This is a genomic window from Polynucleobacter sp. AP-Latsch-80-C2 (assembly GCF_018882185.1).
Taxonomy (GTDB): domain Bacteria; phylum Pseudomonadota; class Gammaproteobacteria; order Burkholderiales; family Burkholderiaceae; genus Polynucleobacter.
Genome location: NZ_JACVOY010000006.1, coordinates 162,626 through 186,219 on the forward strand (window position 1 = coordinate 162,626; position 23,594 = coordinate 186,219).

The 23,594-nt window shown below is 43.4% G+C and carries 23 protein-coding genes, 1 tRNA gene and 2 pseudogenes; 5 read left to right on the forward strand and 21 right to left on the reverse strand.

The window, feature by feature from the left end; genetic code table 11:
• Positions 1-19: 19 nt before the first annotated feature.
• From ICN47_RS08455 to ICN47_RS08465, 3 genes are all read right to left on the reverse strand, one after another.
• Entirely contained in the window at positions 20-1,369 is a 1,350-nt protein-coding gene (locus ICN47_RS08455; RefSeq protein WP_216219491.1) for a hypothetical protein, read from the reverse strand.
• 302 nt (positions 1,370-1,671) lie between these two features.
• Positions 1,672-1,908 carry an HGGxSTG domain-containing protein gene (locus ICN47_RS08460; protein ID WP_216219492.1) on the reverse strand — a complete coding sequence of 79 codons (237 nt, stop codon included), beginning with the start codon at positions 1,906-1,908 and terminating at the stop codon, positions 1,672-1,674.
• A gap of 119 nt (positions 1,909-2,027) precedes the next feature.
• Positions 2,028-4,709, reverse strand: a complete 2,682-nt coding sequence (locus ICN47_RS08465; RefSeq protein WP_216219493.1) for an autotransporter outer membrane beta-barrel domain-containing protein — start codon at positions 4,707-4,709, stop codon at positions 2,028-2,030.
• 477 nt (positions 4,710-5,186) lie between these two features.
• Here ICN47_RS08465 and ICN47_RS08470 point away from each other — a divergent pair.
• A pseudogene (locus ICN47_RS08470) lies at positions 5,187-5,327 on the forward strand (cyclic pyranopterin monophosphate synthase MoaC); the annotation flags it as partial.
• A 45-nt stretch (positions 5,328-5,372) separates the two neighbouring features.
• The gene (locus ICN47_RS08475) at positions 5,373-6,539 is read left to right on the forward strand and encodes a hypothetical protein (protein ID WP_216219494.1); all 1,167 of its coding nucleotides are present in this window, start codon (positions 5,373-5,375) and stop codon (positions 6,537-6,539) included.
• Positions 6,540-6,588: 49 nt separating this feature from the next.
• On the opposite strand, the gene ICN47_RS08480 is transcribed toward ICN47_RS08475, so the two are convergent.
• The 3 genes from ICN47_RS08480 to ICN47_RS08490 all read right to left on the reverse strand — a co-directional run bounded on the left by ICN47_RS08480 (position 6,589) and on the right by ICN47_RS08490 (position 9,584).
• Positions 6,589-7,470, reverse strand: a complete 882-nt coding sequence (locus tag ICN47_RS08480) for a hypothetical protein (protein WP_216219495.1) — start codon at positions 7,468-7,470, stop codon at positions 6,589-6,591.
• A 69-nt stretch (positions 7,471-7,539) separates the two neighbouring features.
• The gene (locus tag ICN47_RS08485) at positions 7,540-8,718 is read right to left on the reverse strand and encodes a surface lipoprotein assembly modifier (protein ID WP_216219496.1); all 1,179 of its coding nucleotides are present in this window, start codon (positions 8,716-8,718) and stop codon (positions 7,540-7,542) included.
• A gap of 23 nt (positions 8,719-8,741) precedes the next feature.
• A complete protein-coding gene (locus ICN47_RS08490; protein ID WP_216219497.1) occupies positions 8,742-9,584 on the reverse strand; it encodes a transferrin-binding protein-like solute binding protein in 843 nt (280 codons plus the stop codon).
• A gap of 199 nt (positions 9,585-9,783) precedes the next feature.
• Here ICN47_RS08490 and ICN47_RS08495 point away from each other — a divergent pair, with 199 nt between their 5' ends.
• Positions 9,784-11,889, forward strand: coding sequence for a hypothetical protein (locus tag ICN47_RS08495; protein ID WP_216219498.1), 2,106 nt, complete (start codon positions 9,784-9,786; stop codon positions 11,887-11,889).
• Here ICN47_RS08495 and ICN47_RS08500 read toward each other — a convergent pair.
• Entirely contained in the window at positions 11,882-12,934 is a 1,053-nt protein-coding gene (locus ICN47_RS08500) for an acyltransferase family protein (RefSeq protein ID WP_216219499.1), read from the reverse strand. The genes ICN47_RS08495 and ICN47_RS08500 overlap by 8 nt on opposite strands.
• Before the next feature lie 65 nt (positions 12,935-12,999).
• Between ICN47_RS08500 and ICN47_RS08505 the strand changes: the two genes are divergently transcribed.
• Positions 13,000-13,674 carry a diphthine--ammonia ligase gene (locus ICN47_RS08505; protein WP_370626293.1) on the forward strand — a complete coding sequence of 225 codons (675 nt, stop codon included), beginning with the start codon at positions 13,000-13,002 and terminating at the stop codon, positions 13,672-13,674.
• Between the two features lie 14 nt (positions 13,675-13,688).
• On the opposite strand, the gene ICN47_RS08510 is transcribed toward ICN47_RS08505, so the two are convergent.
• The gene (locus ICN47_RS08510; RefSeq protein ID WP_216219500.1) at positions 13,689-13,925 is read right to left on the reverse strand and encodes a hypothetical protein; all 237 of its coding nucleotides are present in this window, start codon (positions 13,923-13,925) and stop codon (positions 13,689-13,691) included.
• 166 nt (positions 13,926-14,091) lie between these two features.
• On the opposite strand from ICN47_RS08510, the gene ICN47_RS08515 reads away from it, so the two are divergent.
• Positions 14,092-14,994, forward strand: a complete 903-nt coding sequence (locus ICN47_RS08515) for a glycosyltransferase family A protein (RefSeq protein WP_216219501.1) — start codon at positions 14,092-14,094, stop codon at positions 14,992-14,994.
• Positions 14,995-15,021: 27 nt separating this feature from the next.
• Here ICN47_RS08515 and ICN47_RS08520 read toward each other — a convergent pair whose 3' ends face one another.
• The 13 genes and pseudogenes from ICN47_RS08520 to ICN47_RS08580 form a co-directional block, all read right to left on the reverse strand.
• Entirely contained in the window at positions 15,022-15,546 is a 525-nt protein-coding gene (locus ICN47_RS08520; protein ID WP_216219502.1) for a pilin, read from the reverse strand.
• Between the two features lie 140 nt (positions 15,547-15,686).
• On the reverse strand, positions 15,687-16,394 hold the full coding sequence (locus tag ICN47_RS08525; RefSeq protein WP_216219503.1) for a TerC family protein: 708 nt from the start codon (positions 16,392-16,394) through the stop codon (positions 15,687-15,689).
• Positions 16,395-16,480: 86 nt separating this feature from the next.
• Positions 16,481-17,374 carry a succinate--CoA ligase subunit alpha gene (gene sucD, locus ICN47_RS08530; protein WP_216219504.1) on the reverse strand — a complete coding sequence of 298 codons (894 nt, stop codon included), beginning with the start codon at positions 17,372-17,374 and terminating at the stop codon, positions 16,481-16,483.
• Between the two features lie 15 nt (positions 17,375-17,389).
• Positions 17,390-18,559: an ADP-forming succinate--CoA ligase subunit beta gene (gene sucC, locus ICN47_RS08535; RefSeq protein WP_216219505.1), complete on the reverse strand. Its 1,170-nt coding sequence runs from the start codon at positions 18,557-18,559 to the stop codon at positions 17,390-17,392.
• A 188-nt stretch (positions 18,560-18,747) separates the two neighbouring features.
• Positions 18,748-19,302: a recombination regulator RecX gene (gene recX, locus ICN47_RS08540; RefSeq protein WP_216219506.1), complete on the reverse strand. Its 555-nt coding sequence runs from the start codon at positions 19,300-19,302 to the stop codon at positions 18,748-18,750.
• Between the two features lie 4 nt (positions 19,303-19,306).
• Complete coding sequence (gene recA / locus ICN47_RS08545) at positions 19,307-20,398, reverse strand: recombinase RecA (RefSeq protein ID WP_216219507.1); 1,092 nt, start codon at positions 20,396-20,398, stop codon at positions 19,307-19,309.
• A gap of 134 nt (positions 20,399-20,532) precedes the next feature.
• The gene (locus ICN47_RS08550; RefSeq protein WP_216219508.1) at positions 20,533-21,051 is read right to left on the reverse strand and encodes a DUF2878 domain-containing protein; all 519 of its coding nucleotides are present in this window, start codon (positions 21,049-21,051) and stop codon (positions 20,533-20,535) included.
• Positions 21,052-21,086: 35 nt separating this feature from the next.
• Positions 21,087-22,253, reverse strand: coding sequence for an acyltransferase (locus ICN47_RS08555; protein WP_216219509.1), 1,167 nt, complete (start codon positions 22,251-22,253; stop codon positions 21,087-21,089).
• A gap of 134 nt (positions 22,254-22,387) precedes the next feature.
• Positions 22,388-22,464: transfer RNA gene (locus ICN47_RS08560), tRNA-Met, on the reverse strand.
• A gap of 121 nt (positions 22,465-22,585) precedes the next feature.
• A complete protein-coding gene (locus ICN47_RS08565) occupies positions 22,586-22,771 on the reverse strand; it encodes a hypothetical protein (RefSeq protein ID WP_216219510.1) in 186 nt (61 codons plus the stop codon).
• Positions 22,772-22,796: 25 nt separating this feature from the next.
• Positions 22,797-23,144 (reverse strand): hypothetical protein, encoded by a 348-nt coding sequence (locus tag ICN47_RS08570; protein ID WP_216219511.1) that lies wholly within the window; start codon positions 23,142-23,144, stop codon positions 22,797-22,799.
• A 50-nt stretch (positions 23,145-23,194) separates the two neighbouring features.
• Positions 23,195-23,341 carry a hypothetical protein gene (locus tag ICN47_RS08575; protein WP_216219512.1) on the reverse strand — a complete coding sequence of 49 codons (147 nt, stop codon included), beginning with the start codon at positions 23,339-23,341 and terminating at the stop codon, positions 23,195-23,197.
• A gap of 44 nt (positions 23,342-23,385) precedes the next feature.
• Positions 23,386-23,594, reverse strand: a pseudogene (locus ICN47_RS08580) (hypothetical protein); the annotation flags it as partial.

The following is a 23,594-nucleotide window of genomic DNA, read 5'->3' on the forward strand; positions in this document are numbered from 1 at the left end:
CATCTAGCAGTTTGACTCCTCAGATCTTTTGCTGAAATTTCCAGAAGGTACTCAAGAATTCATCATGCTGAGAATCTTTGTACTTGTTCTTCATATAAGTGAGGTCAAGCTGTCCACTTGGATAGTAGACTGGTTCAAAATCAGTCCTAAACTGCTCTGGCTCTTTCAGCTGTGGAATCGAGCCTAATGCTGCCTCATAGGCTTCAAGCATGGCAAGCTCTAGCTCCAGCAGATGATGTTCTTGGCATATGAATGAGTCATGGACGGGTAAACAGAGAATCTCTTGACTCAACAATTTCATCATCACCATTTCTGCAATCTGAGAATCAATAAACTGATATCTAAGACCGAAGCCCTTTCCCTTAATATCCTTAATGATCGGATGCTTCTTGATTACTAGAGCCTCCAGCTGGGCGGTATTCATTTCCATCGTTTTAATTTGTCGACTATTGAGCTTAAAGTTACCCCGATCATCGTTAATCATGGCATTGATATAAGTCTTAATCACTTTTCTTTTGGATTTATATGGCTCAATATTCTTGTCATATTGCATGCCCTCATAACGAAGCCCAAGATCGTATAAATCACCCTCTGGTAGGGGCAAATTGGCATCTCGGTACATCATTCTTGGATGAAGCTCTGAGTAATCAACTTCGACCGTTGGAAGACCATTGATGGTGATGTATCTCCGGTATTCACTGGGTATAAATTGCCACCATCCCCCATAAAATCGCCCGCCCTTCTGAAAGCTTCCTCTAGAAAAAATCCGCCTTAATTGAACATGCAGATAGTTAAATATCCGTGGCTTCTTCTTGTTATCTCCAAAGACCCAATCAAGCTGATATTTGTCATTGGCCATCTTTGCGATTAAACCTTCGTCAAGATGATGTTTATCAATGGAGAGACAAATTGCATTCTGGGTGATAAAACTGTTGTAGCGCTGAAGATTCTTCCTCCATCTGCGGATATCGTTATTGTCCTTAAATGAACATTGAATCTTAGATTTAGTCTTAGGATCAAAATCCTTGAGGACGATTACATCCTGCTTCTTCGGGAAAATCTTTCGCCATACATATTTAGTGCGCTCAAATTCCTCAATTAGCCCACCTACAGCTCTAATAGTCGTAGGGATATTCTCCCCACTTTTATTCCTAAAGCCCTTTTTACGCTCAATCCACTCAAGGGACTCAAGGGCATCTAATACCCTTAAAACAGCCGTATGACTAAATTCATTTAATTGATGAGATTTATCGCCATAGGCTCCATCACTAGTTGGTACTGCAAGCCTACATTGTCGATGCCTGCTTCCATAAACTTGATAAAGACCTTCAATGATTGTGCGAGCAGCAAATTCATGTGCTATCTGCATTTTTAGTTGAGGCTTATTCTGAATCTGCAACCTAGCAATCAACCTGTCTAGGACTATGGATATTGTTTCAACAAAGAAGGCATCCCCTGGCAAATGAATATGCTTCAGATGCAGGTTATATGTTTTATGTTTTCCGACCCTATTTGCCATAAATCGAATTAGGACATAACTACTCCATGAGATCAATGGGTACAAAGGAGGAATATAGATGAAGCAGACATACCCCCGCTATGAAGCAGATTCAAGACAAGCGTTTGTCGCCAACAAAATATCTCGCCATATGGCCTTGCATCGTAATACGGCTATCGCTTCTTAGGAATCATTCCTAGATCTACTGCCATCTGCATTAACAACCGGATGCGGGCATTAGCCTCCGCTGATCTTTGACGCTCTTCTTTGGTATAACCTTTACCTTGGTAGTTCCAATGAAATTCATTTTTGAGACTCATTCCACCATGAAATTTACAACGCTGACGGCCAGAAATAGCATGGTTCTGGCATAAACCGCCGGATCGCTTCTTGGCTAGACATTTGGGCATGCCTATATTTTATAAAGATAGTAAACTTTATAAAAGTGGATCTTGATAGCAGCGGATGGCAATCACCCGATAATAAAAAAACCACCCGAAGGTGGTCGCTAATTCAATCTTGATGAACCTTACATCCCCATCGTATAAGTGACCATCCCAGTCGTACTGCTCATGCCCGTCATTGAGTCTTGACGATACAGTACAGATAGTCCAATCTGCGCATCTTTATGAAGCTTGTAGTAAGCAGCAGCCGTTGCTGTTGGTCGTACTTTATTCGGGTTGGGATTCAAAGCAACAGGTGATAAACCATTGACGTTTGTTACGGTGTAGCTACCATTAGTCGTTTGCACATCAGCTTCCATACCAGCAGAAGCTGAGAGCGTAATTTCTTCATCTAAGCGGTGATTTGCTCCAACCCCTGCAAGAGCCGTAGTGGCGTTCATGGATAAAGAGCTATAGGCTAGTGGTACGAGAACATTACTCGCTTGTCCTTCAGAGTAACCATTCATCACGGTGGATAAGTATCTGGCACCTACATAAGGCGATACCGTGGTTCTGGTATCAATGCCAAAGTTGTACTTGGCTACGACATTAGCACCTTGGCTAGTGAGCGCTGTTGAACCACTTCCGGGTTCAGATGTTCCTACAACAGGGCGAGTAATGGTCATGCCTTTGTTGTTGTAACCCAAAGAGGCTTTCACTTCTGCTCCCAGTCCATCATCTTGCTCATTCCACACTGCAAACAGGCCACCCATTGGAGTGTTATTGCTATTACTGATAATGCCGTTTGGATTGGATGCTGAGAGGTTTTGATCTAAGTAAGCTCCGACTCTGATCTTATCGTTCACTTTATAAGCGCCAATCAGTAATGCACTAGTGGTTCCATTGATAAAGCTAGAAGAGCCTGTTTGACGACCACCAGCAGAGATACAGATACCGTTCTCACCAAAGAGAGAGCAGTCATACGTTAGTCCAGCAATCACGCCATTGGACTGCAAAGCGTACTGGGTTTGTAGGGATGAAGTGGTTGACTGTAGGGAAGACTGCGTGTCAGCAACAGAAGCACCAATAGTCATATTCCAAACGGTGCCACCAGTCTCTGGGGTGAGTTTAAAGAGGTAACCACCCGATGAACCAGCAGTATTCAGAAGATTGTTGGCTCCAACACCTGTCAAGACTGAGGTGTAAGTTAAGCCCGTGTAAACGACTGAACCAGCAGCAATCCCAAAAGTCATTTGACCTGCTGCTTTAGTGACTGCTAATTGACCGTAGCTGGATAAGCCGTTGACGATTACTTGGTAGTTATTTGGCAAGTTACCAGATAAGGCTAAAGGGATTGCACCACCTTGCGCATTTTGCAAAGTGATGATGCGACCTTGGGTGTTATCAATACCGCCTAAGATGGTTCCAGCGTTAACTAGTAAATCAATCGTGTGGGGTGAGAGGTTTTGGATACCGGCAGTACCACCAGAGATGATCCCGTTGTTGGTCAGATTGACGATTGTGGCATCGGGGGCGTTTACTAAACCGTAAGAAGTTCCAGACACAATCCCGTTATTGGTAATGCCGGGCGTAGTCCCTGTATTCGTAACCGCTGTTGTACCCGCCACCATGCTACCTGCGGCAATAGTTACGGTTGTACCATTAACTACTGCGTTGTTATTAGTTGAAGTAATAGCTCCATACGAAATTGTTAAATTTCCATAACGAGGTGTTGATGTTGTAGATGAGCCTCCACCATTACCACTACCGCCGCCATTATTGATGGCACTGACAATCAAATCCCAAATGGTTAGTGATCCGCTATGTAAGCCTAAAGAGTAGTTGTAACCTCCCGAAGTGCCTGTCAATCCACCAGCAAGATTGCCAGCTGCAAGTCCGCTAATTACTGAAGCATAAGTACCGGCAGCAAGAGTTGATGAGCTAATACCAAAAGTGGTTGACCCGGAAAATGATGTTGCAGAAAAGGTACCAAATGATGAGGCGCTATTAACAATGATGTTGTAGTTAGTAGGCAGAATGCCAGTGTAGGTTAATCCTGCTTGGGCATTATTCAGAGTAGAAATTGTTCCGGCATTTTGAATGCCGTATGAACCTGAACCACCGGTAATGGTGCCGGTGTTGGTTATGGTTGAAGTAGCTCCTGAAGCTACATAGATGCCGGGAGCGCTCGATCCTGATGACCCCCCCACTCCTCCTGTTCCAGCAGCGCCACCAACCCCACCGCTCACCGTGCCGCTATTCACTAAATTTGAAGTGCCACTTAGATAAACCCCAACACCACCAGACCCGCCGTTAGCATTGTAAATTAAGCCATAACTAGCGCCTCCAACACCACCTGAGCCTCCTAGAATAGAGCCATTATTTGTAGTGGTTCCAGAGGTAATGATGGCACCATATCCACCAGCTCCGCCACCACCGCCACCAGTATCAAAACCGCTTCCTGAGCCTCCAGCACCTCCAGCGCCTCCAGTGCCTCCTCTAACAGTAGCATTGTTAACCGCTGTTGCATTGATCACAATACCTGCGGCTCCCCCACCACCGCCACTACCGCCATGGGAAGAGTCACTGCTGACACCGCTGCCACCATTCACACTAGAGGGGGTACCGCCTAGTCCTCCGCTACCACCGCCACTAACCGCACCGCCCACTCCACCAGTAATGCCGCCTCCCCCACCAGCACCCCCCTCTGGTGGAGTAGCACTGACAGTACCACTACCTCCCGTAGCTGTTGCCGTGCTGGCGCCTCCAGCCCCATTTACCCCTCCGCCAACACCACCACTTAAGGATTGTGCGATGCTATTGCCCATCAATAAGAACGATAGTGCAGCTATTGAACTGAGAGATGAAATCGTCCTGCAGACTTTTATTTGGTACCGATTATTTGATGGTTTGAGCGCAATATGGAACATGGGTTTAATGCCTATCTATATCTTTGTAGTGACTGTAGTCTCAGGTTTAACCCAATTGCTTGAAATTATATTTGAACTTCATAAGCAATTGACCATTAGATAGCACTAAATCTAAGCCTTTGTTTGAGCGTATTCCTATGCAGGTATGGCGTATGGAACCAAAAAGCAAAAGGGGTGGTTGGGGTACGGTGGGGTCTGGATTGTCGGAATTACTGATGGGGTAGCCCTAACGTGATAATCTAACAACACCTGATCTTGTCCTAATCCTGTCCTTTTTGGATATCAATTTCAGGCATTTATTAACCCTGACAAGAGTTAGTCAAACTGAAACTATTTTCTTCATCGCCCGCTATGCCCTATCGCATCAGCTTTTATATGGAAGCTCTCACCGCAGTCTAAGTTGCACTACTCACAATTTATGACATGTGCAAAGCAGTAGACCGAGGCATGGTTATGGGCGATATAAAACTCTTAGAAAAGAGTGGTGGCAAGAGTGGGGAGTGGAAGGCGTCCTAAGAGGCTATCCAAACTATACCCACAGAATCAATCAATCAGTTTTTCATGCTGTCGCTTAAGAAAATAGTAAAAAACTGCGCGATCATCTGTGCAGTGGTTTTATGCACCCTCACCGTAGTCGATCTAATAGCTTATTTAGCCTCACCAAACCAAGGAATTGGCCTGGTCCCAGCTTACAAAAAGGATCGCTTTCAGGAAAAACTAAGAGAAGCAATTCATTACTTTCCGCGCGGATACAACACTGCTGACCAAGTGATGGGATTTGATATAGCAAAAAATGTGGCTCCAGTCACTTTCAACATGGCGGATGGAAGTTTCCCTATCTTCTCAAACGATATAGGCTGCTTTGATCACCACACCTTAGCTGAAATTAAAGCTGCCAAATCCTATGATTATTTTGCTGGTGATTCATTTGCTTGGGGTTATGGAAACTATGAACAAAATATTCCCTCTACCTATGAAAAGTTAAGCGGTCGATTTACCGTCAAGTGCGGAATCATCCATTCAGGGCAAAGACATCAGTTTGAAAAATTTCAACGCACTGTAAAACTTATTGGACACCCTCCAAAACGAGCCATCCTTACTTTTTATGAAAATGATGTGGCCAATGACTATGCATACCCACATACCACTGTCATAGATGGCTATGCGGTAGATCTCTATAAATTTGATCCTAGCCAATTTCAACTCGTGCCTAGAGATATAAACCAAATCAAACAAGATATTGTGGGAGGAATAAATCCTGAGACACAGAGCTTAAACACCCAAGTGGATGCTTGGCTAGATGGGCATTCTTTGGTGTGGAATCTATTTAAGATAGGTGCTAAACAGGCCAAAGGAAAGGATCTCGCAACCATTTATGGAATTAGCGAAGGTGTCAACTATGGCAAAAATAAAGATTACGGAACCGCCGAGATAACCAAGAGGAATCGTGAAGGTCTGGATTTATGGATTAATGACGCTAAGAAACAAAAATATGAACTAGTGATAATTCTGATTCCACCAAAGATACATCATGCGAATACGAATTTTTATGGTGGTTTTCGAGATTATTTAGTTGTAAAGAAGGTTCGATTCCTCGATCTTACTCAACAATTCAACGCCTCCAAGAAGCGTTCTGAAGAACTATATTGGCTGAATGATGGACATCTTCATAATGAAGGAAACATATTTGTTGGGGGGTATTTAGCGAAAGAACTTAATAGCAAATGATAAGGGTGCTGTCACTGCACCCTTATGATCCCGTGGGAGACATCGTGATTTACCGCTTACCTCCAAATCCCCCAACCATTGATCCTGCTCCCGACCCCGCAACCGCGTAGGTTCCGCCAATTTCATTGATGCCTGGTCCATAAAATTTGCCATTCATATTGCCTGACATACCATTGGCAGTAGTGGCGGTTCCGGTCATTGCATTTGTGCCGGCGGCATAACTTAAATTACCAGTCATATTTAGAGCGGGCGCAGAAAGAGTGCCGGCACCAGGGCCCCCAGTCACCGTAGTATTGGTAGTAGTAAATGCTACAGAGCGATTATCAAAAGTGACTACGGCAACCATATTTGCATTAGTTACGTATCCAAATTTTCCAGGATCAGCATAGTATCCAGTAGCGCCTCCGGTAAAAGTTAAAGAGCCTACTGCAGGTATTGCACTAACTGGAGATGGACTTCCTACACTCACAGCATATGCTGGAGTAGTAGCATTACCATATGCACCCCAAGCCCCAAAGGTTTGATATTCAAAACCAAAGTAGGTTGGATTTGCAAATGAGCCAACAGTAGTTTGTGATTTATTTAAGGCAATCGTAGTGGCACCACTAAAACCACTTTGCAAGGTATCCCCATTAGCAGCGCTAAAAGATGTCGATCCAGTAGGGGTCGCTGCACTAATAGCTGAATAGATACCATTCCCGCCCAGCGTTAAGGTTGCCGTACCATCCGAATCCGCCTGAACTGAGGTTCCATCTAATGCCATTGTTGAGGTTGCTCCCCCCGTAAAACTTGCTGGGGTGTTGGCAGCAATAGTGGCAGACCAAGAGGTAAATGCGTTGGTTGAGGCTGAGCCTCCTGAAGAACTGCTGCTACTGCCTCCAGCGCAAGCGCTTATCAATATTGGCAAAAACACTAAAGTGATTTTTTTCATAATACATTTCCCTCATTAGTATTAATTGTTTATAAACCCTATAAAGAATCTCGTAAAGACTGATCTTCCCTAGTAAACGTTTTTAAAGAAAATACCACCAAATAGCTTGTTATAGCTAAAAAAGGGGATATTGGAGTTATTAGTTTGATAGGTAATATCAATACTGGGGCGCAATCCTAGGATGTAGAGGTCTCTCTTTGTAATCGAGAGCCAATACAGCTGCCCCGAATCCCTTCTTACCTTACCCCACAGTGGATCTGAGTCCGAGTAGTTGCGCTGCAATATAGAAGCCTTTAAGTTCGCTTGAATATTTGTTGAGTCCCAAGCCACTTGAGTACCTAAAGTGCCGTAAAAACCATTTGACGTGTAAGCGGGCTGGCTAGCAAAAGTCTTATCGCCACCCACCTCTAAATTGAGCGTTAGATCTCTTGTGATGTTGTGGTTATAAAAAAGATTTGCCTGTGTTTGAGAGCCCGATAGATAGGTGTAATTAGGATAAGTTAAAGGACCACCTTTTACAAAAAAACCATAGTAGTCTTGACTGGGTAAATTAAAGACCCATTTAGAAGAAACATAGGCGTAGTCAAATAAAGTAGTTCCACCATAGAGCATGCGCTCATAGCCCACTCGCAAATCTTTATAGTTGTAGTCTTGCCAACGCTTTACAAAACTGACGTCCATATCCTGCTTATTAAAGGCGCCAGTTTGATAGGTAGCAGTATTAACGTTTGCTTGTGCAAAATAACCAGACTGAGGAACCAGTTCTCGTTCAGCCTCGACCCCCACTCCTAACCCTGTTTCTGAATTGGTATTGACTGCTGGCTGGTAAGACAGTGTTTGACCAAAAATACTAACTGTTCTAGCGCTGGTGATATAGCCAGGATTGGAGTCCTGATAAATCCCCACATAAAACTTAGCGGATTGCCTTTTTTGAATCTCGCTTAAATACCACTCAATCTTATCTCTGACAGCAATGGGTATCTCTTTGTTAATCACATCAATGAATTGTTCCTTAGCTTCAGATAAGCGCCCTGCTAAATATAAACTTCTAGCCCACTCTAGTTGGATACGAGGCGCCAGGGTTTCTTGATAAAGCTCACCAAACAATGCCGCAGCAGCCTCAGGGTTGTAACCCATCATCCCGACGGCCTGTTCAAACTCTTTTTGCACAAGCGCAGGCTCACGGGCAACCGCAGCATATGACAGTTTTCCTATAAAGAAAAAGGGCGCTACAAGTAGCACCCTCATCAGGAGAGTTACGAGGGGGCGTTTTATCGCTTACCTCCAAAACCACCAACCGTATAACCCTGCGATCCAGTCGCGTAGTAAGTACCGCCAATTTCATTAGCGTTAGGGCCGTAGAATTGACCAGTCATATTTCCTATCATCCCGTTCGCAGTAGATAAGGTTCCGGAAAATTTAGATGTTCCAGTCGAATAGTTGCCATAACCAGTCATATTTAAAGACGGTGCAGCAACTACTGCTCCATTAGCGCTACCAGTAGCAATAGTATTGCTGGTATTGAAGGCGACGGTTCTTGCGGCAAAATCTACTCCAGCATTCATATTCGCAGTAGTGAAGTAACCCCCCGCTCCCTGGTAATAGAGGCCACTTGCAAAGCCTACAAAATTAACAGAACCAGTTGCCGGCATACCCGTTACGGGGGTAGCACTCCCCAGGCTAACTGCATTGGCATTAGCAGGTTGCGGCCCACCTGCGTAAGCACCCCAAGCCCCAAAGGTTTGGTATTCAAAGGCTGCATCATATGGATTCGTAATAATTGCGCCAATACCTTGTTTATTTACTGCAAAAACTGTTCCATTTCCCATACCCTGAGAAATAGTGTCTCCTGAACCAGTGCTAAATGATGCCCCAGCCCCAGATCCCGCTGTCATAGAGATAGCAGTAAAGTTTCGTGAACTATCAAATGTCACATTACCGCTAGCGCCATAACTCGCACTTGAGCTTGAGGACGTAGCAGTTGTGGAAGATCCAGAAAGTGCTGTTGCTGTATTGGGTGCAACTGCACTCCAGGCGGTAAATGGTGTTGTACTAGCAGATGAGCCAGAACTTCCCCCGCCGCCTCCAGCGCATCCCGCAATGATGCTGACCATAGCAAGTAATATAGGGACAAGATGATAATTTTTGAATCCAGATAACATAGTGATCTCAATATAAATATGCGGGATAGCAAAATTTCTAGATAAGGGACATTCTAAAGCAAAGAAAGGGGTGATTTAATGCAAAATCAAGCTATGCAAGCCCTCTTAATGCAGATATCCCAATTTATATATCTGAGCACTTAATATTCCTATGAATTTAAAAAAAATACATATGGGAGCTATTCTTATAGGGTATTTTCTCTTGGTCTTGGCTATGGGGCTTTTTCTTTACCAAGACTACGGCATATCTCTGGATGAGCCCGCCCAGCGTCTAATTGGAATAGTTAATCTAAATTATGTAGGGCAAGTATTCGGCATAGAGTCAATCATTGGAAATGCGCATTTCACCAACTTTTCCAACCTAACACTTGCTACCTTAGAAGATCGCCATTACGGGGTTATCTTTGAGCTTCCAGCTGCACTCATGGAAATATTTTTCCATGCAGAAGACATAAGAGGCATCTACTTGATGCGTCACCTTCTTACATACTTTTACTTTTTGCTCGGGGTAACTAGCTTATACGGGCTTGCTAATTTACGTTTTAAAGATTGGCGGATTAGTCTTTTAGCATGCTCCATGCTAATCCTTAGCCCACGAATATTTTCAGACGCCTTCTATAACGATAAAGACATTGTCTTTATGTCGGTATTTTCGTTAGCTTCTCTCACCATGATTTGGTTCTTAATGTATCCGTCATGGAAAAAAGTAATATTTCATGCGCTTACTTCTGCCATTGCAATAGATACAAGACTTATTGGTATCGTCATTCCACTAATGACAATAATAATCTTTAGCGCACGACTCCCTTATATGGGCATGTCGACAAAGCGGATTGCAATTCTCGCTCTTATGTATTTAACAACTTTCCCGTTAATCACCATAACACTATGGCCATATTTATGGGCAAACCCACTGACTCATCTTTTAGAAGCCTTTGAATTTATTTCACGCCACCCACATAGTGCCGCGCTAATTTTTCAGGGTAGAGAAACGCTGACGAATCAACTGCCTTGGTATTACATCCCTGTCTGGATATCCATCACTACGCCTATTTTATATTTGATGTCTTTTAGTATTGGTGCCATTGTAAATATTCGATTACTCTTCATTTATCAACTCAAGATTCTTCAAAATAACAATCAATTGATTGATGCCATTTTCTTTGCACTTTTCTTAGGCCCCATTACTGCGATTGCCATTTCACATACTTCAATCTATAACGGATGGAGGCATTTATATTTTATTTATCCTTTTTTTATTTTAATTTCTATAAATGGATTGATAAAGATTTGGGCTTTAATTGGTACTTATAGATATGGAACAATCTTTTTAGCTAGCGTTCTATCAACAAACTTTATGTATATCGCATCCTGGATGGTAATTAATCATCCACTTCAAAATCTTTACTTCAACTCCTTAGCAGGTCAAAACTGGAATTCTTCATATGAAATAGATTATTGGGGACTTGCCAATCGAATTGCTTTGCAAAAGATTTTGAAGATAGATAAGGGTGACTCAATAACAATCTGGCCTGGATCAAATAGCAAATTTAAATCTGGTGAGCCCACTGTATTTAGCGATCAATTATTGCTTGAAGAATCGAAAATTAGAGAAAGGGTTACATCCCCAGATAACATTGAGGATAGTAAATACATAATTACCTCTAGTAAAGCGAACTATTCTCCAAATTACTTATGGCAACATGGGATGTTTGAGAAAATTGATAGTGTATCCATCAATGGAAGTGAAATTCTTGCCATCTTTTTGCGTAAAGACCGTAATGAAATATTGCCGCCTCAGAAAGGTCAAATAATTTCATTTGCAAAATCAGGGCTGGGAATATTCTATTTATATGGAAATAAAAATCCACCCATTAATTGGGAGCTTGGGAAGTCTAGTGATTGGCAAATACCAGAAGGATGGGGGGTTTGGTCAAACGGCAGTGAAGCCACCCTAGCTATACCTCCTTTTAATTACGAAATAAAGCACATAGTATTTAAACTTCGATCATTTGTTGGTCCTCAAACCCCCTCGCAAAATACTCAGATCTGGATTAACGGTCACAGAATTAAAGACATCGATATATCAAGCGCGGCAAGCCAAGAGTTTGTTGTTGATCTACCTCGAAATATAGATGCAAAAGAAGGCTTAAGAATTACATTTAAGGGCCTTTTGCCACGAAGCCCAAAGCAATTGGGGCTAAGTCAAGATGATCGCCAAATTGCGATTGGACTTGAATCAATAGAGCTTAGATAAATCTCCATCTTTCTCCCAACAAAATCATCCTCACCACTGGGATTCTGTTAATCCCATAGCTTAATCCTACGCTCAGCAAAAGTGGGGCAAGAACCTTAGGCGAATAGCCCAAGAAGAAATAGTGAATTGCATAAATACCAAGGGACAGTTGTCCACAAAGAATTAAAAAACTCTTTATTAGTTTGATATTAGTTTCTGAAATCCACTTGGCTAGACCAAGAATTAAAAATGAGCCGCTGAGTGCAACTAAGCCAGCATAAAAATAAGTAACTCCTATTGGGATTAGGGTAACCCCATCAATATTATCGCCTGCTGTTCTTGACCAAAATGGAACGAGTGCAATAAAGATAATCCATGCCGGTAAATATTTCCAGGTTGATAGCTTGGGATAAATATATTTATAAAAGCCCACGCCAAGTACGTAGTAAATAAAGTATGGCCTAATCAAACTCAACCCTGCGCCACGTGGAGTGTGTTCTCGAATGGCCCACCAAATGAAAACCATCAAAACAATTTGAACTCGTCCATCGCAAATCCATTTGGTGAATTCATGAAAATTTAATCGTGTCGCAAGCTTATAAATCGCGGAGAAAAGGATATTAAAAAGCGTCGTCAGAGCGATACAGTAAAAAATTGCCAGGAGAAACCAAAGAGCAGTATCGGGACGTCTAAATGCCAGAATCAAAGCTGACAACACATTATCGCTATGGTGATAGATCAATTGATTGACGACGCACCAAGCAACAAACGGTAGCAATAAACGAATCGCTGCTTTGGATATCCTGACTTTAGCCTGCTGAAGGCTAGCTTTCATTCCATCTTGCACGCTATCCGACTGAAAAGCTATAGCAGCCACTGCTCCAGATAGAAAAACAAATAAAGGCATATGAAAAGAGTAGATGACTCTAAACCAAAGTAAATCATCAAAGTTTTCAGCGCTACCCTGAATCACATGACCAATGACAACGAGAATAATTGCCAAGCCTTTAGCAATATCTAAAAAAGCGTCTCTATATTTATTGGTTGTCATTATTTTTGACTGCATTTACTGCCTTATTTTGCAGATTACCTACAGACTATAAAGCTAACCAGGATCATATAATTAAACTTGTGAATAGCAAAGCAATGACATCTTGGAGCGGAGGCAAGGATTCTTGTCTGGCCTTATGGCGCGCCCAAAAAATGGGGATCAATATTACCCATCTCCTCACAGCTCTTGATGAATCGGGACTTAAAACTCGCTCACATGGGGTGAGTAAAGCACTTATTCTTACTCAAGGGCAAGCCTTGGGTATGAACAATGAGTTCATATCAGCATCATGGCAAGACTATGAACAAGGCTTCATTAGTAAGCTTCGGCAACTTCATGCAGAAGGTATCACCCAAGCGATCTTTGGAGATATCGACTTAATCCCTCATCGTGAATGGGAAGAAAAGGTATGCGCATCCGCCAGCATAACTGCTCTACTACCGCTCTGGAATGAAAGCCGACTCTCACTTGTAAATGAATTTCTAGAAGCAGGCTTTAAGGCTAGAGTGACCTGTGTGGATGGGCGATTTTTAGATGAGTCATTTGTTGGGCTAGAATTTGATGCCCAATTTATTGCCAGCTTGCCGGAAAGCGTAGATGCCTGCGGAGAGAACGGGGAGTTTCATACATTTGTATATGATGGCCCCAATTTCTCACAGCCAGTAAGGTGGAGAAGCTTGGGGAAACAAATTTATGTCTCCCCGCCTGAATATGGGCAACTCAGCTATTACTTTGATCTATTAGATATAGCTTAGTTATCTAGGTTTAATCAAAACTGCTGATTGGCTGCGCCATTTCCACAGAACTTAGAAAACAATAAAATCCAAGTCATACGCATATTAGAGATATCTAAGCCGGCAGGCTTTGGGATGTTTTTCTCAACATAGGATGTAATGGTGCTCGCAGTATCATCTTTAGCAGGCTCGCAGAAACTCTTGGCTATAACGCTAACGAGAACAAACAACACTAAAACAAGCGCAATGATGGAAATGATTTTCTTATTCATGTGTTGCCCCACTCTATTTAATTGCTAGGCTAGCTGCCTTGATATAGCCATTCTACTGCGGTACGGATCCTGCATTTGATCAGGATATTTGGGTATGACCTAAGAAAAGTTGATTTAAGATCAAATCTAGTTGAAATAAGCTCCACCATCCTTTTTAATACTAAAAATGCGCAAATCCCTATCTCAAGCTGAAATTCTGATTGCAGGTCCCGCGCGCAATAATGCAGATACGCTTGCTACCGAGGTAGACACCCTACTGAAAAGTGTTGCCGGCTTTAAAAAAGCTTACTGCCTGGTAATTGAAAGTGACTCAACTGACAATACGCTTGCTGAACTACAAGCTTTAAAGGGTTCTTATCCTTCTTTTGACTACGTCTCTCTTGGTCAATTGGCCAAGAAGATGCCCAAGCGTACTGACCGACTAGCCTGTGCCAGAAACTGCATTCTGGATGAGCTTACCAATAATCTCTTGTACGCCAATGTTGAGTACGTCATCATGGCCGATTTAGATGGCATCAATCGCAGTATTACCCGTGAAAAAATAGAGTCTTGCTGGGATCTCTCTGAGCCTTGGGATGTCATCACTGCAATTCAATCTGATCGTTACTACGATATCTGGGCTCTACGACATCCTGACTGGAGTCCGATTGACTGCTTCACGCTCAGATCACGACTTGAAGGCGTAATCGGCAAGGATGCTGCAAATACTTTGGCTGTTAAGGCTAAGCAAGTTGTCCTGCCTTCTACCGGAATGATTGAAGTAGATTCTGCCTTTGGAGGCCTTGGAATCTACAAGCGCGATGCCATATTAGCTGGGCGATATATAGGACTTGATGAAAACGGTAATGAAGCTTGTGAGCACGTTAGCCTTCATAACGATTTGAGAAAAGCGGGCTATCGGATTTTTATTAACTGCACCCTAGTAAATAGCGCCCATCATATTGACCCACCACCACCGCTCCCAAAAGGCAGAACGATGGCAGGAATCAAGTTATTACAGAAAATAGGTGTTGGCTTATTTGGGCAAGAACGCTTTCATAAGTACTTAGACCTTCTGAAAAAGTCTTAGCATTAGCTTTGTCCCTCTTCTTCTCGCTTATTTACTAATGCGGCACTCAGACGGCAGCAACTGAGAAATCAGATTCGTTTCCGTTGAACGGCAAGACCAACCACCTGACCAAGTTGACCCCTCTGGCTTAGATAAATCCACCGGCTTAGGCGCATTGGCATCGGGTTCATTGGTCGGAATTAAATGTAGGGTATTTTTTCCTTCTGGCGCTACGCTATTTTGAAAATCAATTGCGATTGCACCTGATGGCGTAATTTCAATTAACTTCACACTGCGGGTTGGCGTAAAAGTAAATGATCCATAAGTTGCCTCATCCATCGGTACCGTACCCCGACTGGCAAAAGCCTCTGTAACTGAAAGCTTTGCGCTGGAAGATAAATTCAGACCCTCAACTACTCTGCTTCTGGCAATGTAATCTTGATATTGGGGCACCGCTACCGCCACCAAGATCCCGATGATGGCAACTACCACCATCACTTCAATCAAAGTAAAGCCTGCTTCTGTGCTTTGCTTTTGAGTGCTCTGATTTACTTCCTGAATTTCACTATGCATATGTTTTGGCTCCTGAGGTTAAATACCTCATTCTCCAGTCTATACCTCTGCATTTATAGGGATCCAGATGTCAGAAAAGCCAGCTTTTGGGGCTGGCTTTTCTGGTTTTTTCTTTATTGCTGTCTTCTATTTAAGACTTCTTAGGCAGCTTCTTTTTTAGCGTTCTTTTTCTTGAGGTAGGTTCCCACCAACAATACGATTGCTACGCCGATACCTTCAAAAATCATATGAGCATCTTCCATCGCTGCTTGCATTGATTCACGGATAGCAGGATCTTCAACCAACATACCGCCAGCCAAGAGACCCAATAAGCCCGCGCCCAAAGTAATGATGATTGGGAAACGATCCATAATTTTGAGGAGCATAGTGCTACCAAAAATAATCAATGGGATAGATAGTCCTAACCCTACAATGAGCAATACCAAACGGGTTTCTTCTGGGCCCTTTTGTGCTGCAGCAGCAACGGCCAACACATTATCTAAACTCATCACTAAGTCCGCTACCAAGATCGTCCGAATGGCCCCCCAAATATTTTGGTGGCCATGCATTTCTTCTTCTTCTCCGCTATCAGCTAAGAGCTGTACCCCGATATACAAAAGCAAAATGGCGCCAACGATCTTAAGGTAAGGCAAGGTCAGCAACTGAACAGCCGTAACGGTTAATACCACCCGCAAAATAATCGCAGCAGCACTACCCCAGAAAATGGCTTTCTTTTGCTGGGCAGATGGCAGATTACGTGATGCCAAGGCAATCACAACAGCGTTATCACCCGATAGCAAAATATTCGCAACAATAATTGAGACTAATGCAGCCCAAAATGCTGGCCCGGTAAATGCTGAAAAATCCATAATGTCTCCAACGTTTTTTTATGTTTTAACTACTGATTACTAAAAATAGAGTGCTGAATTATCAGCACTCTATCCTTCTTGCTCAATTACAACATGGCTTTCAATAAAGCAGCCATTTCTGATGGGTTCTTTGTTACCTTAAAGCCACACTCTTCCATTACAGCGAGTTTGGCATCCGCAGTATCAGCACCACCAGAAATCAAAGCGCCAGCGTGGCCCATACGTTTTCCAGGAGGAGCTGTTACACCAGCAATAAAGCCAACTACTGGCTTCTTCATATTGTCTTTGCACCAACGAGCAGCTTCAGCCTCGTCTGGTCCACCGATTTCACCAATCATGATGACTGCATCAGTTTCTGGGTCTTCGTTGAACATCTTCATGATGTCGATGTGCTTCAAGCCGTTGATGGGATCGCCACCGATACCAACTGCGGTAGATTGACCCAAACCAATAGCTGTCAATTGACCAACTGCTTCATAAGTCAAAGTACCAGAACGGCTGACAACACCGATGCGGCCTTTCTTATGGATATGGCCAGGCATGATGCCGATCTTGATTTCGTCAGGAGTAATGATTCCTGGGCAGTTAGGGCCAAGCAATAAAGTCTTCTTGCCGCCAGCCGCTTCTTTAGCGCGCATTTTGTTACGCACTTCAAGCATGTCGCGCACTGGAATGCCTTCAGTAATACAGATCACAAAATCGAGGTCAGCTTCAACAGCTTCCCAGATTGCAGCTGCAGCGCCAGGAGGCGGAACATAAATAACAGAAGTCGTTGCACCAGTTTGCTGAGCAGCTTCTTTAACAGTTCCAAAAATAGGAATATTAAAAATAGACTCACCTGCTTTTTTAGGATTTACGCCAGCAACGAAACAGTTCTTACCGTTTGCGTATTCCTGACATTTTTCTGTATGGAACTGACCGGTCTTACCAGTGATACCTTGGGTAATAACTTTGGTGTTTTTATTAACTAAAATAGACATATTGGAATTCCTGGATTATTTGTTTTTGGCAACAGCAGCAACTACCTTAGTAGCAGCTTCAGCCATTGAATCAGCGCTAATAATTGGCAAACCGGAGTCAGCAAGAATCTTCTTACCGAGTTCCTCGTTTGTACCCTTCATGCGCACAACCAAAGGCACCGTCAGGTTGACTGCTTTACATGCCGTAACCACGCCATCAGCAATCACGTCGCAACGCATAATGCCGCCGAAAATGTTAACCAAAATCGCTTCAACGCTCTTGTTCTTGAGCATGATCTTGAATGCTTCAGTTACTTTTTCTGCTGTAGCACCACCGCCAACGTCCAAGAAGTTTGCTGGCTCGCCGCCGAACAACTTAATAGTGTCCATAGTAGCCATCGCTAAACCAGCGCCGTTTACCAGACAACCAATGTTGCCGTCTAAGGAAATATAAGCAAGGTCAAACTTAGAAGCTTCGATCTCAGCAGCATCTTCTTCATCAATATCGCGATAAGCAACAATCTCTGGATGGCGGAACAATGCGTTTGGATCAAAGTTAAATTTAGCGTCAAGTGCCTTGATCTTGCCATTGCCTTCAAGGATCAATGGGTTGATCTCTACTAAGGATGCATCGGTATCCCAGTAGGTCTTGTACAAATTCTTAAACACGTCACGCGCCATTGGAATAGAAGCATCAGGAACACCAATGCCTTTAGCGATGATGTCGCAATCAGCATCTGTCAAACCAATCAATGGATCAACAAATACTTTGATAATTTTTTCTGGATGAGATTCTGCAACTTCCTCAATATCCATACCACCTTCGCTAGAAGCCATGATCACATTCTTTTGTGTCCCACGGTCTGTAACGATACTGAAGTAGTACTCTTTTTTGATATCTGCGCCGTCTTCGATGAGGAGGCGATTTACTTTTTGACCTTCTGGTCCAGTTTGATGCGTCTTGAGCTGCATACCCAAGATTTCAGAAGCATATTTCTTCACTTCATCCATGCTTCTGGCTAATTTCACGCCACCGCCTTTACCGCGACCACCAGCATGAATCTGCGCTTTAACAACCCATACTGGGCCACCAAGTTTTTCAGCAGCCTTCACTGCCTCATCAACATTAAATGCAGGGATGCCGTTTGGAACAGGCACATTGAATTGGCGAAGAAGTTCTTTGCCTTGGTACTCGTGAATTTTCATAATTACTCCGAAACGGTATCTTTATTAGCAAGCGATGAGGATAAGTAAAATCGATGTCGCCTTAATCTCATACCTACTCTGAAAATAGCTAAATTAGCCAAATTTGAATAAATGCGAACGGCTTGACCGACTCCATGAGTCTATCATGCTGCAACGCGGCAAACGCGGTTTTCCGATCCGTAATTGCCCTAATCTTGGCCTTGGCCGCCAATGACTTTTGACACCACGTCAGAGCTAAAACCCTTGGAAGCTAGGAAGCGATATTGCCTCGCACGCTCCTTTTGTTCTTGGGCTAGTGAGCCAAATTTTCGGGACCAAAGCTCATATGCTCGCTGATATTCAGTCTCTTTTAGGGTTTTGAGGAGTTGGGCGGATTTACTCGAATCTACCCCAGCTCTTTCGAGCTCATCTTGGATTTTGCGGGTTCCATAACGCTCACTACGCCGACGCATCAAGGCCTCTGCAAAACGATCGTCAGAGAGCCAGCCTCGCGCCTCAAAGTCATCCAGAATGACTTCAATATCTAGGGCAGTGGACTTCACGGGTGCAATATTGTGGTCAGCATCTAAATCAGCATCTGACTCATTCTTTGCCAGCTTTGCCCATCTTGTCTCAGACTCAGCCAGCTTTGCAGCCAAACCTTTCCGGCTGTATTCTCGTAAAGACAAAAGACGCAAAGCCCGAGCTTTGAGACTCGGGCTTTGTTTAGCGCCTTTTCTTGCTTTGCTGCTTAGCTCTGACATCGAACTATTCGACTTCCTCTTCTTCACTCAGTACATCGGTAACTACGGCTGAGCCCGCTTTGACACCTAACTTCTCACGTATTTTTGCCTCGATATCTTTAGCGATCGCCGGGTTCTCTTTCAAGAACTCACGCACATTGTCTTTACCTTGACCAATGCGATCACCGTTATAGCTATACCAAGAACCTGCCTTTTCAACGAGATCGGCTTCTACGCCCATATCGATAATTTCACCTTCACGAGAAATTCCGGCACCGTACATGATGTCGAAAATTGCCTCGCGGAATGGAGGAGAAACTTTGTTCTTCACAACCTTCACACGGGTTTCGTTACCTACAACTTCATCACCCTTCTTGATGCTACCAATGCGGCGGATGTCTAAGCGCATAGAGGCATAGAACTTCAACGCATTACCACCAGTAGTGGTTTCTGGAGAACCAAACATCACGCCAATCTTCATACGAATTTGGTTAATGAAGATAACGGTTGTATTGGTACGCTTAATAGCGCCAGTGAGCTTACGCAAAGCTTGGCTCATCAAACGGGCTTGTAAGCCCGGCAATGAATCGCCCATATCGCCTTCGATCTCAGCCCTAGGAACCAAGGCCGCAACGGAGTCAATTACGATCAAATCAATAGAACCTGAACGCACTAGAGCATCAGCAATTTCTAAAGCTTGCTCACCAGTATCCGGCTGAGAAATTAATAAATTATTTACATCAACACCAAGACGTGATGCGTACTGCACATCCAAAGCATGCTCAGCATCAATGAAGGCACAAGTGCCACCTAACTTTTGCATCTCTGCAATCGCATGCAAAGTGAGTGTTGTTTTTCCAGATGACTCCGGACCATAAATTTCAATCACACGGCCGCGGGCTAAACCGCCAACGCCGAGTGCAATATCTAAACCGAGTGAACCACTCGATACCACCTGAATATCTTGACTGATTTCAGCATCGCCCAATCTCATGATTGAACCCTTACCAAATTGCTTCTCAATTTGGGCCAAGGCTGCTGTTAGTGCTTTTTGCTTGTCTCCGCTCATTCCCTCAAATTCTGAGGAGGCTGATTTTCTTTTATCATCCAAGGCCATTTTTTAATTCCTTTTCGCTATGTATTGGGCTATTTCCCGAAGTTTTATTTACTGTCTGACAACTTAGAAGTTACTGTATATAAAAACAGTGCTTATTGCAAGCGACTTTTTCAAGGAATTTACAGATTTTTTACTCAGGCGCCCTCGATTGAGGTCCGATCCCAGTAGAAAAAGAGGGGCATCGCGATCGCCCAGACCACGCCAATGAGGCAAAAACCGAGGATTGGACCTCCAGAACCCCAATTCGCAGCTCCCAGCCGAATGCCTGCTTCATAGGATAAGGGGCCACAAATAGCCCCCAAGACTGAACCCAAGATGGGGTTTTTACGCAACCAAGATAAAGAACCATTGAGGGTGCTGCCAACTAAAAGCCACAGAGCCCACATCCATGCTGGCGATAAAAGGGGCGAAGGCCAGGCATCTTTGAAGTCCAAGACACCCAAATACATGATGAGTGTATCGGTTGCGATTCCATAGATCAGCACCTTAGTTAGAAGACTGAACTCCCGTCTAGGGCTAATAGATCGCCAGATAAGAAAGGCAATATAGGCCAAGGAGCCTGCGACAGCCCAAAACACCTGGTGATATGCAGCGCCCAACACACAAGCAAACCAGCCTGCCTGAAAAAGGACAAAGTTCCAAAATTTAGCCATAGCTTGATTCTATCTGCTCAAGAAAAAATGGCTAACTAAGCTTTTCCCGCCGTTTGATTTAATCCAAGTGCTTTTTTGACCATCCTATTAACCAACTTCAACCAAAAATTATCAAAAGCCACGAGAGGTATGGATGCAAGCACTGATGCTGCAAAAGTAAGTATAAGCAGAGCACTTAAAGCTAAATTATTTGAATATCCTTCTTGATTTAGCAGGAGGTACATAAGACTGCTGAAAGAACATATGACCAGGGTGTGAACTAAATAAAGTGGAAAGCTAAAGACGCCTAAATAATTGCAAAATTTACCATTTAAGGATTTGTAAATTTTTGAATTACCAATGATAGAAAAGATAATCAAACAGGCGCCGATAGAATGCAAAATGATTTCAATATTCCCCGCTCTTATATCAAGATAGGCTAAATACTTAGCCCAAGAATAGTGCTTATCTGGTATCGCATACCCCAATAAATAGATCCCAAGCAGAACAGCGACAAGAGCAATTGGAAGCCTTACATTAGGGCGACTGCTAACTACAGCAGCTGAGAGAAAGATGCCCGCCACAAAGGGGAAAACGTCAGCATAAGCACCCAAAGCCCAGAGAGAAAGCAATAAAAAACTGATCCCTAGATATTTAAATGAAAGGACTATCGAAATAAATGCAGCAGCCATGAATACAACCATGCTTCCTATAAATTCAGGCTTCATCGTCCACAGATTGATATTGTAATTAGCATCACCAGTAACAAAAGTAGTAAGTCCCTGCCTTATTGCTTCATATAGGCTGGGCTCAAAACCCGGCCTTATGGCACCACCAAAGCTGGCCAACCAAGTACTCTCGCTAATCTTCGAAGCACTTTCAAAGTAATAAAGTCCAAAATAGAATAAGCAAAAGCTAGCGATTGTTGTAACAAGGACTGGCGCTGCCAAACGAGGCAATCTTTTAAAAAATCCCTCCTTTAGCCTATTGAGGTCAGCAGTATTGAAGTATGCCCAACACAACACAAACCCTGACAAGACAAAGAAGAAATGTACCGCTCCAGTACCATTAACAAATACGTAATACCAGCGACCAATAATTCGGGGCTCATAACTAGGAACAAAGCCCAAGAAGAAATGATGAGCAATCACTATGCTGGCAGCTATGCCACGACTTGCTTCTAATGGAATGAGGCGATTTGAAGAGGTTGAAATATAGGGCATTGATGTCTGATTATGAAGGACAAAATCATTCTAAATCTCATATGCGCCTTTCTTTTGAGAAATGCCTGCAGAAGGCAATTGGCAGCCCGGACCGGAAAGAAAAAGGCCACTACCTAGGTAATGGCCTTTCAATTTGGTGGCGAATCAGGGATTTGAACCCCGGACCTGCGGATTATGATTCCGTCGCTCTAACCAGCTGAGCTAATTCGCCGAACTGGAAATTATAAATGATTGCAGTGGTGCTGTGCAAATGTGCAAGTCTGTGAAAACTCTGTCTATTTAAGCTGTCCGTAGGTTTCTTTACGGTGCTGAATCCTGTCCGGCTTTCCCTGCTACGCAGAAACTGCTTTTCTTAAGTTTTCTTGTGCTTTTGATACTTTTTGACGCTTTCTTTCAGCGTCTAACGCTGTTCCAGCACGTTCTTTCTGCTTTTTTAATGCTTCTATGCGTGCCTGACTGGGATTAAGCGGCTTTATTGGGGTGACGGAATGCTTTTCCGTTATTTCTTTGTATCTCATAACTGTATTTAACCTTTAGGGGTTTTTAATGCCCCCCCGTTTGCCTATCGGCATTGGTTACCGTTGAAGTAACAGCTAACTTATAAGCCTTTTCTGCCGTTAATACGCTTGCTTGCGTTGCGTCAATCAATGCTCCATTACCAAATACAAGAGCTGCTTTATTGGCAACGTCTGCCGCAACTAAGGACAGCCTCGCTAGCTCCTCAGCATCTAATGTTTCTTTTACAGCATCCGCTGTAGATTTGTCAGCGAGAGTAGACATTACTTGGATACGTTGATGAATAATGTCATAAGCCATTCGCAAGTTAGAAACTTCCTTGCTCAATGCCATTATGGTATCCATCAAGCCTTGCGTATAAGATTTATCAGACATAACAGCCTCCTTTTGGCTGATTTCAGTATATGCCTCATTTTTATGAAAATCTAAGCAATCTGTTGCGGTTGGTGCGGCACATTTGCTGAACCGAAGATTGCTTTAAACAAGGCATACGCTTGAGCTTGGTTTTGAGCGTACAAGATAGTTTCTACCCACATACCTGCCGCATTCACTGTTGCCTTATATCTCTTCATACAGGTATTTAGTGGTGTCGTTTTAAACGACACTACTTACCAACTTACTTACGAAAACCCGCCTTTAGTGCACCGCTCGCTGTTTCGATTTGAGCATCTAACTCCCCTTGCTCAACAGCTGACTTAATGGTTTCCAATGCTTTAACTAAGTTTTGTGCGCTATCTACTTCAACGCTGTGCTTGCCTTTAGCAAGCTCAATCACTTTAGTGCCGTATTTGACTGACACGCAGACTTTGCCAGCTTCATTCTTAA

Coding starts and splice junctions, on each gene's coding strand:
- ICN47_RS08455 (WP_216219491.1), bottom strand. CDS start 1,369: ATGCAGATAGCACATGAATTTGCTGCTCGCACAATCATTGAAGGTCTT.
- ICN47_RS08460 (WP_216219492.1), bottom strand. CDS start 1,908: ATGCCCAAATGTCTAGCCAAGAAGCGATCCGGCGGTTTATGCCAGAAC.
- ICN47_RS08465 (WP_216219493.1), bottom strand. CDS start 4,709: ATGGGCAATAGCATCGCACAATCCTTAAGTGGTGGTGTTGGCGGAGGG.
- ICN47_RS08475 (WP_216219494.1), top strand. CDS start 5,373: ATGCTGTCGCTTAAGAAAATAGTAAAAAACTGCGCGATCATCTGTGCA.
- ICN47_RS08480 (WP_216219495.1), bottom strand. CDS start 7,470: ATGAAAAAAATCACTTTAGTGTTTTTGCCAATATTGATAAGCGCTTGC.
- ICN47_RS08485 (WP_216219496.1), bottom strand. CDS start 8,718: ATGAGGGTGCTACTTGTAGCGCCCTTTTTCTTTATAGGAAAACTGTCA.
- ICN47_RS08490 (WP_216219497.1), bottom strand. CDS start 9,584: ATGGTCAGCATCATTGCGGGATGCGCTGGAGGCGGCGGGGGAAGTTCT.
- ICN47_RS08495 (WP_216219498.1), top strand. CDS start 9,784: ATGAATTTAAAAAAAATACATATGGGAGCTATTCTTATAGGGTATTTT.
- ICN47_RS08500 (WP_216219499.1), bottom strand. CDS start 12,934: ATGCAGTCAAAAATAATGACAACCAATAAATATAGAGACGCTTTTTTA.
- ICN47_RS08510 (WP_216219500.1), bottom strand. CDS start 13,925: ATGAATAAGAAAATCATTTCCATCATTGCGCTTGTTTTAGTGTTGTTT.
- ICN47_RS08515 (WP_216219501.1), top strand. CDS start 14,092: ATGCGCAAATCCCTATCTCAAGCTGAAATTCTGATTGCAGGTCCCGCG.
- ICN47_RS08520 (WP_216219502.1), bottom strand. CDS start 15,546: ATGCATAGTGAAATTCAGGAAGTAAATCAGAGCACTCAAAAGCAAAGC.
- ICN47_RS08525 (WP_216219503.1), bottom strand. CDS start 16,394: ATGGATTTTTCAGCATTTACCGGGCCAGCATTTTGGGCTGCATTAGTC.
- sucD (WP_216219504.1), bottom strand. CDS start 17,374: ATGTCTATTTTAGTTAATAAAAACACCAAAGTTATTACCCAAGGTATC.
- sucC (WP_216219505.1), bottom strand. CDS start 18,559: ATGAAAATTCACGAGTACCAAGGCAAAGAACTTCTTCGCCAATTCAAT.
- recX (WP_216219506.1), bottom strand. CDS start 19,302: ATGTCAGAGCTAAGCAGCAAAGCAAGAAAAGGCGCTAAACAAAGCCCG.
- recA (WP_216219507.1), bottom strand. CDS start 20,398: ATGGCCTTGGATGATAAAAGAAAATCAGCCTCCTCAGAATTTGAGGGA.
- ICN47_RS08550 (WP_216219508.1), bottom strand. CDS start 21,051: ATGGCTAAATTTTGGAACTTTGTCCTTTTTCAGGCAGGCTGGTTTGCT.
- ICN47_RS08555 (WP_216219509.1), bottom strand. CDS start 22,253: ATGCCCTATATTTCAACCTCTTCAAATCGCCTCATTCCATTAGAAGCA.
- ICN47_RS08565 (WP_216219510.1), bottom strand. CDS start 22,771: ATGAGATACAAAGAAATAACGGAAAAGCATTCCGTCACCCCAATAAAG.
- ICN47_RS08570 (WP_216219511.1), bottom strand. CDS start 23,144: ATGTCTGATAAATCTTATACGCAAGGCTTGATGGATACCATAATGGCA.
- ICN47_RS08575 (WP_216219512.1), bottom strand. CDS start 23,341: ATGAAGAGATATAAGGCAACAGTGAATGCGGCAGGTATGTGGGTAGAA.